The sequence below is a fragment of the Dactylosporangium salmoneum genome, from assembly GCF_039532525.1.
Classification (GTDB): Bacteria; Actinomycetota; Actinomycetes; order Mycobacteriales; family Micromonosporaceae; genus Dactylosporangium; species Dactylosporangium salmoneum.
In genome coordinates, this window is the sequence record NZ_BAAARV010000074.1 from 125,429 (window position 1) to 131,958 (window position 6,530).

Here is a 6,530-nt window from a genome sequence, read left to right on the forward strand (position 1 = left end):
GCCCCGCGACGCGCCCGAACCTCGATGGTCATCCAGCGGCGTGCTCCGGCTGGGCGAGCGGCCAGCTGTTCGTGAGCCCACCGTCGACCACGAGATCCTGGCCGGTCACGTGGCCGGCCAGCGGCGAGGAGAGGAACAGCACGGCGCCGGCGACGTCGCTCGGCCGGGCGATGCGGCGCAGCGGCGTGCGCTCGCTGTTCTCCCGGATCGCGGCGGCGAAGCGCGGGTCGCCGGCCAGGCGCGGGGTGAGCGTGGCGCCCGGCGAGACGGCGTTCACCCGGATGCCCACCGGGCCGAGCTCGACGGCGGCGGTGCGCACCATCGACAGCAGGGCGGCCTTGGCCATGCCGTAGAGGCCGTGCCCGGGGGCGCTGGTGAACGCGGACACGGACGCGATGAACGTGAGGACGCCGCCGCCGGATCGGCGCAGATGCGGTACCGCCGCACGCACGACCCGCACCGCCTGCGCCGCGACCACCTCGCTCTGCCACACCCAGTCGTCGTCGGCGGTGTCGGCGAGCGGCTTCCACCGCACGAGCCCGACGACGTCGGTGACCCCGTCGACGCGGCCCAGCTCGCGCTCGGCGTCGGCGAGCACCCGGGCGAACCCGCCGGGCGCCGTGATGTCGCAGGTCGCGGCGACGCCCCCGGTCTCGGCGGCGACGGCGGCGGCCTGGTCCGCGTCGAGGTCGACGCACACGACCCGGGCGCCCGCCGCCGCGAGGGCGAGGGCCGTCTCGCGGCCGATGCCGGGCCCGACGCCGACGACCGCGTGCACCCGCCCGTCGAGGCGCAGCAGCCCCGGGTAGTCGACGGCGCTCACGGCTCGCCCAGGAAGGACAGCAGCAGCTCGTTGACCACCTCGGGCCGCTCGATCTGCGGGCAGTGGCCGGCCCGGTCCACGACGACACTGCGCCCGTCCGGCACCCGCTCGGCCAGTTGTTTGGCCCAGCCGGCCGGCTTGAGCTTGTCGGCGCCGCCCTCGACGAACAGCGTCGGCGGGCGGATGCGGGCGTAGTCGGGCTCGACCGAGCCGCCGCCGGCGGGTGCGCCGGGGCGGCGGAACCGGGCGGCCGCGATCGCCTCCCAGGCGCCGGGGGCGGTGCTGGCGGCGAAGCGCCGGGCGACGTAGTCGGCGTCGTCCGCGAAGGCCGGGTCGTGGAACAGCGCGGCAACGAGGCGGCGCATGGCCGGCACAGTGACGTCGTAGTCGTAGAGGGCGTCGACGTGCTCGTTGCGCAGGATCTCGCCGCCGCCGCAGATCGCCACCAGGCGCCGGGCCGGCAGCAGCGGGACGGCCGAGGCCGCGTCGACGAGGAGGTTGACCGCGCCCATCGAGTTGCCGACGAACGCGGCGGACTCGACGCCGAGCGCCTCGCAGAACCGGGCCACGTGCCGGATCCGCATCCGACGGCCGTTGACGAAGTCGACCACCTTGGCGGTGCGGCCGTACCCGAGCTGGTCGGGGGCCAGCACGCGGTGCCGGGTGGCAAGCGCGCCGATGGTGTGCTCCCAGGCGACCTCGGCGTCGGCGCCGAACTCACCGCCGTGCAGCAGCACCACGGGCTCGCCGTCACCGGCCTCGAGAAAGCCGGTGGTGAGGCCGTCCACGACGACCGAGCGCCGGTGCACCGTCATGCCGTCGCCGCCTTCGAGCCGGTCACGGCGTGGTGCGCGGCGCGGTGGCCCCAGGTGAGGGCCGGGCCGATGGTGCCGCCCGCGCCGCCGTAGGCCATGCCGGTGGTGCCGGCCATGGCGTTGCCGGCCGCGTAGAGCCCGCCGATCGGCCGGCCGTCGAGGTCGAGGACCTGGCCGTTGTCGTCGGTGCGCGGGCCGCCCTTCGTGCCCATGGCGCCGATGTCGACGGCGACGGCGTAGTACGGCGGCGCGTCGATCGGGCCGAGGGTCCGCTCGGCGAGGGTGGGAGCGGCGCTGTCGCCCCAGTGCCCGTCGTAGCTGCTCTGCCCGCGCCCGAAGTCCGGGTCGTGCAGGTCGGCGGCGTACCGGTTCCAGGCCTCGACAGTCCGCCCGAGCGCCGCGCCGTCGACGCCGAGCCGGTCGGCCAGCGCGGCGATGCTGCCGGACGCATGGAACCAGTCCGGCACCGGGTCACCGGTGACGCCGAGGAACCCATACCGCTCGAGGTGCTCGTGGTCGAACACGATCCACGCCGGCAGGTTCGGATACTCGAACCGGGCGGGGTCGAACTGGTGGAACGCGCCGCCGAGGCTGTGGTAGTCCCCGGCCTCGTTGGCGAAGCGGCGGCCGTGCCGGTTGACCATGATCGATCGGGGCCGGGTCCGCTCCAGCCGGACGCTGCGGTGCCGCTGCTGCCCGCCGAGGGTGTCGCCGGGGATCCGCACGATCGGCACCCACCACGCCTCGGCCATGTTGCCCAGCGCCGCGCCGGCCCGCATCGCCATCCGCAGGCCGTCGCCGGTGTTGTTCGGCGGCGAGGTCGGGCCGTGCATCGGGCCGCGCAGGAACGCCCGCACGAGCTCGGGGTCCCACTCGAACCCGCCGGTCGCGATGACCACACCGCGGCGGGCGTGCACGGCCCGCCGGCCTTCCGGCGTCTCCAGCACGACGCCGGTGACGGCGCCGCCGGCCAGCACCAGCTCCACCGCCCGCGCCGAGACCTGCGGCTCGACGCCGAGGTCGAGCAGGCCGCGCAGCAGGCTGCCGACGAGGGCGGCGCCGGCGACCCGGACGTCGGCGCCGGCGCCCGGGGCGCGACCGCCCCAGATCCGGGCCCGGGTTTCCGCGTCGAAACCGACGTTGCTGTAGTCGTTGGGGAACGCGGTCACCCGCCCGGCCCAGTCGCCCAGGCCGGCGTAGTCGAACGGGGCCGGGCTCAGCGACCGGCCGCCGGCCGCCTTGCCGCCGGGCAGCTCGGGCTTGTAGTCGGGGAAGCCCTCGGTAACCGACATCCGCAGCGGGGTGTGCGTCTCCAGGAACCGCATGGCGAGGGCGGCCGAGCGCACGTACACCTCGGCGAGGTGCTCGTCGATCGTCCCGTTCGACAGCGCCCGCAGGTAGGTCAGGGCGTCGTCGACGGGCAGCGGCACCGGCGCGTCCGGCCGCTCGTGGGCGGGGATCCAGGCGACCCCGCCGGAGACGGCCGTGGTGCCGCCGACGGTTTCGGTCTTCTCGAAGACGCCGACCGACGCGCCCAGCGCCGCGGCCGTGACGGCGGCAGCCAGGCCGCCCGCGCCGGTGCCCAGGACCACGATGTCGTAGGTGTCGGTCGTGCGGTCGGTCACGGCTACCCTCCAGGCACTCGTGTAATTATTGTTCTTCAGTGCGCGATATCTACACACATTGTCGCCCGGTGCGCCCGTTGTCAACCGGCTGCATGAAATCTCTCGCGCTACGGCAGCCATGGCCCGGACGGGTCGTCGAGCCGGGGCATCCATGCCGCCACCGCCGCGAGGTCCTTGCGGCGATCCGCACCGTCCACAGAGACATCGAGCCGGCCATCGAGAGGTACGCTGGGTGGCGGGAGCCAGGATCACGAGACGCTAGGCGGCTGGTGATGGGGGCTGACGGAGGCCTCGTCGACCTCGCCCAGGTCGTTGAGCAACAGGCCGCGCTGCGACGTGTCGCCACGCTGGTCGCGCGCGGTGTGCCGCCGACTGCGGTCTTCGACGCGGTCGCCGCGGAACTAGACCGGCTCATCGGCGCGGACGGTGCGGTAATCGACCGTTATGAGGCAGACGGCACGATCACCGTGGTCGCAAGCAGTGGCTCGGGGCTCCCGGTCGGCACGCGAGGATCGCTGCTGGGAAGCCCTGTTTCGGCTCAGGTGTGGAGCACTGGCCGTTCCGTCCGGGTCAACAGCTACGCGGGCGTTGACGACCCGCTCGCCGTGCAGATTCGCGAGTTGGGGATCCGCTCGGCGGTAGGCGCCCCGATCGCCGTTGAGGGACGCCTCTGGGGGCTGACTGTGGCCTTCACGAGGCAGGAAGAGCCAATGGCCGCCGACGCCGAAGCACGCATCGCGGACTTCACCGACCTGGTCGGTACCGCGATCGCCAACGCCCAGGCCCGAGCCGACCTGGTCGCCTCCCGGACCCGCGTAGTGATCGCGGCCGATCAGGCCCGCCGACACATCGAACGAGACCTGCACGACGGCATCCAGCAGCGGCTGGTTTCGCTCGCCGTGGCTGCGCGCATGGTCGAGGCGGACCTGCCAGCCGGCACGCCCGAGCTGCGGGCGCGGCTGTCCGCGCTCACCGATGGGCTGACCGGCGCACTGGACGAGCTGCGGGAGATCTCCCGCGGCATCCACCCGGCGATCCTGTCCGACGGAGGCCTGGGACCGGCACTCAAATCCCTCGCCCGCCGTTCCGCCGTCGCGGTGCAGCTCGACGTGTGCTCTGACCGGCTACCCGAACCGGTCGAGGTGGCCGGCTACTACGTCGTAGCCGAAGCGCTGGCCAACGCCGCCAAGTACGCACACGCCACCGTCGTGCACGTTGACGCAGCGGTCAGCGACGGCCGACTGCACATGACGGTCCGCGACAACGGCATCGGTGGCGCCGACCCGGCAAGCGGAACCGGCCTCACCGGGCTCACCGACCGGGTCGAAGCACTGGGCGGAACCATCACGCTGGATAGCCCGGCCGGGCACGGCACCTCCCTACAGGTCGAGCTTCCCCTCGCCGTTCACTGACTGCGAGCAACCGCGTGCAGCACTGGGGACGTGTTCCCGCGCGGCCACGCGCCCGCTACGACACTTTCCGCACGTGCGTCGTTCCGGCATCGAGGATTGCTCCGTTGGCGTCCCGGGGCTGCAGGTCCGGCACGGGGAGTCCGCGCTCGTCCGCAAGCACCGAGTGGGGCTCGCCGGGCGCGAACGCGTGACGTTCGCCCCACTGCCGCAGCGCCACGATCACCGCGAACAGATCGCGCCCGCGAAGGGTCAGGACATACGTCTGCCGCTTGCCCGAAGGGGCGGTCTCCCGGTCGAGGATGCCGTAGTCGACGAGCCGGTGGAGCCGGTCGCTGAGGATGTTGCGGGCGATGCCGAGGCGCTGCTGGAAGTCGGTGAACGTCGCGGCGCCGTCCATCGCGTCGCGGACGATGAGCAGGCACCACCGGTCACCGACGAGGTCCACGGTGCGCGCGACGGGGCAGGTCGGATCGGTCCAGGACGGACCGGGGGCGGGGATCGCCGCGTCTGTCATCACACCTCCCGATGAGTTGCTGTTTGAAACCATTATGCCGTACGGTCGAAACGGTTTCAATTTGCAACCGATCGAGGGACGGCTCCATTGGCAGTGAACGGCAGGCACAGGACGCTGCTGGCCGCGGTCTGCGGTACCGCGGTGGCGAATATCTACGCCGCACAGCCCGTGCTCGAAAAGATGGGCGGCGACCTGGGACTGTCGGCGGATCGGCTGGGGTGGATCGTGGCCGTCGGCCAGCTGGGCTACCTGGTCGGCCTCATTGCGCTCGTCCCACTGGGAGACGTCCTCGACCGGCGGAACCTCATCGCCGCGCACCTCATGCTCACGGGTTTGGGCGCCGGACTGGTAGCCGTCGCGATGTCCGGCACGCTGGCGTTCGCGGGGCTCGCCTGCGCCGGCCTGTTCGCCGTCGTCGTGCAGACCACGGTCGCGTACGCTGCCGCGTCGTCGCAGCCGGACGATCGCGGGCGGACCATCGGGGTGGTCACCTCGGGTGTCGTGCTCGGCATCCTGGGTGCCCGGGTACTCGCCGGTGCGCTGGCGCAGACCTGGGGCTGGCGCAGCGTGTACGTCACCCTGGCCGTACTGTCGCTGCTGCTGGCGATGCTGGTCGCCGCCGTGCTGCCCACCGATCCACGCACGGAGCGAACCACCTATCGTCGAGCGCTCGGATCGCTGGCCGGGTTGCTCCGGGACCGGCTGTTCGTCAGCCGCGGCCTGATCGCGTTCTTCCTCTTCGCCTCGTTCGGCACGCTGTGGAGCGGCTTGGCCCTCCCGCTCGCCGGCGCCCCGTGGCACCTCAACGCCGCACAGATCGGCTCGTTCGGTATCGCGGGGCTGACCGGAGCGCTCGGCGCCGCCCGCGCAGGCCGGTGGGCCGACGCCGGGTACACGGGTCGCGTCGCCGGCGGCGCCCTCGTCCTGCTCATCGCGTCCTGGCCGGCGATCGCGTCGGCCTCATGGTCGCTGTGGCCGCTCGTCGTCGGCGTCGTCGTGCTCGACTTCGCCGTGCAGGCCGTCCACGTGAGCAACCAGCACCTGCTCACCGCTGCCCACCCCGACCGGACCAGCAGCGTCATCGGCGGATACATGGTCTTCTACTCCCTCGGCTCCGCGGCCGGGGCCACTGCAACGACGATGACGTTCGCCGCCGCCGGATGGACCGGCTCCAGCGTCCTCGGCGCCGCGTTCGCCGCCTGCGCCCTGACGGTCTGGGCACTCAGCCGGGATGCACGCAACACCACCACCCACCAACGGGCGAGCGTGTGATGCCTCTTCCTGTCCATTCGCCCCGCCGCACCGCTCAGCCGAAGTCGGCGCGCAACAGTGGCCGCGGTC

The 6,530-nt window shown here is 73.0% G+C and carries 6 protein-coding genes; 2 read left to right on the top strand and 4 right to left on the bottom strand.

Annotation, left to right across the window (positions count from 1 at the left end):
• Positions 1-28: 28 nt before the first annotated feature.
• Genes ABD352_RS38230 through ABD352_RS38240 form a run of 3 tightly spaced genes read right to left on the bottom strand, consistent with a single transcriptional unit; the run spans position 29 to position 3,263 of the window.
• Complete coding sequence (locus ABD352_RS38230; protein WP_344617443.1) at positions 29-823, bottom strand: SDR family NAD(P)-dependent oxidoreductase; 795 nt, start codon at positions 821-823, stop codon at positions 29-31.
• Complete coding sequence (locus ABD352_RS38235; RefSeq protein ID WP_344617444.1) at positions 820-1,638, bottom strand: alpha/beta fold hydrolase; 819 nt, start codon at positions 1,636-1,638, stop codon at positions 820-822. Before ABD352_RS38235 ends, ABD352_RS38230 begins: the two co-directional genes overlap by 4 nt.
• Complete coding sequence (locus tag ABD352_RS38240; protein ID WP_344617445.1) at positions 1,635-3,263, bottom strand: FAD-dependent oxidoreductase; 1,629 nt, start codon at positions 3,261-3,263, stop codon at positions 1,635-1,637. Before ABD352_RS38240 ends, ABD352_RS38235 begins: the two co-directional genes overlap by 4 nt.
• Positions 3,264-3,535: 272 nt before the next feature.
• On the opposite strand from ABD352_RS38240, the gene ABD352_RS38245 reads away from it, so the two are divergent.
• A complete protein-coding gene (locus ABD352_RS38245) occupies positions 3,536-4,675 on the top strand; it encodes a GAF domain-containing sensor histidine kinase (RefSeq protein WP_344617446.1) in 1,140 nt (379 codons plus the stop codon).
• A 55-nt stretch (positions 4,676-4,730) separates the two neighbouring features.
• On the opposite strand, the gene ABD352_RS38250 is transcribed toward ABD352_RS38245, so the two are convergent.
• Positions 4,731-5,189, bottom strand: coding sequence for a winged helix-turn-helix transcriptional regulator (locus ABD352_RS38250; RefSeq protein WP_344617447.1), 459 nt, complete (start codon positions 5,187-5,189; stop codon positions 4,731-4,733).
• Between the two features lie 93 nt (positions 5,190-5,282).
• On the opposite strand from ABD352_RS38250, the gene ABD352_RS38255 reads away from it, so the two are divergent.
• On the top strand, positions 5,283-6,461 hold the full coding sequence (locus ABD352_RS38255; protein WP_344617448.1) for an MFS transporter: 1,179 nt from the start codon (positions 5,283-5,285) through the stop codon (positions 6,459-6,461).
• Positions 6,462-6,530: the final 69 nt, after the last annotated feature.

Bases quoted from the DNA above. Each gene is read 5' to 3' on its own strand.
- ABD352_RS38245 (WP_344617446.1), top strand. From the start codon at position 3,536: ATGGGGGCTGACGGAGGCCTCGTCGACCTCGCCCAGGTCGTTGAGCAA.
- ABD352_RS38235 (WP_344617444.1), bottom strand. From the start codon at position 1,638: ATGACGGTGCACCGGCGCTCGGTCGTCGTGGACGGCCTCACCACCGGC.
- ABD352_RS38250 (WP_344617447.1), bottom strand. From the start codon at position 5,189: ATGACAGACGCGGCGATCCCCGCCCCCGGTCCGTCCTGGACCGATCCG.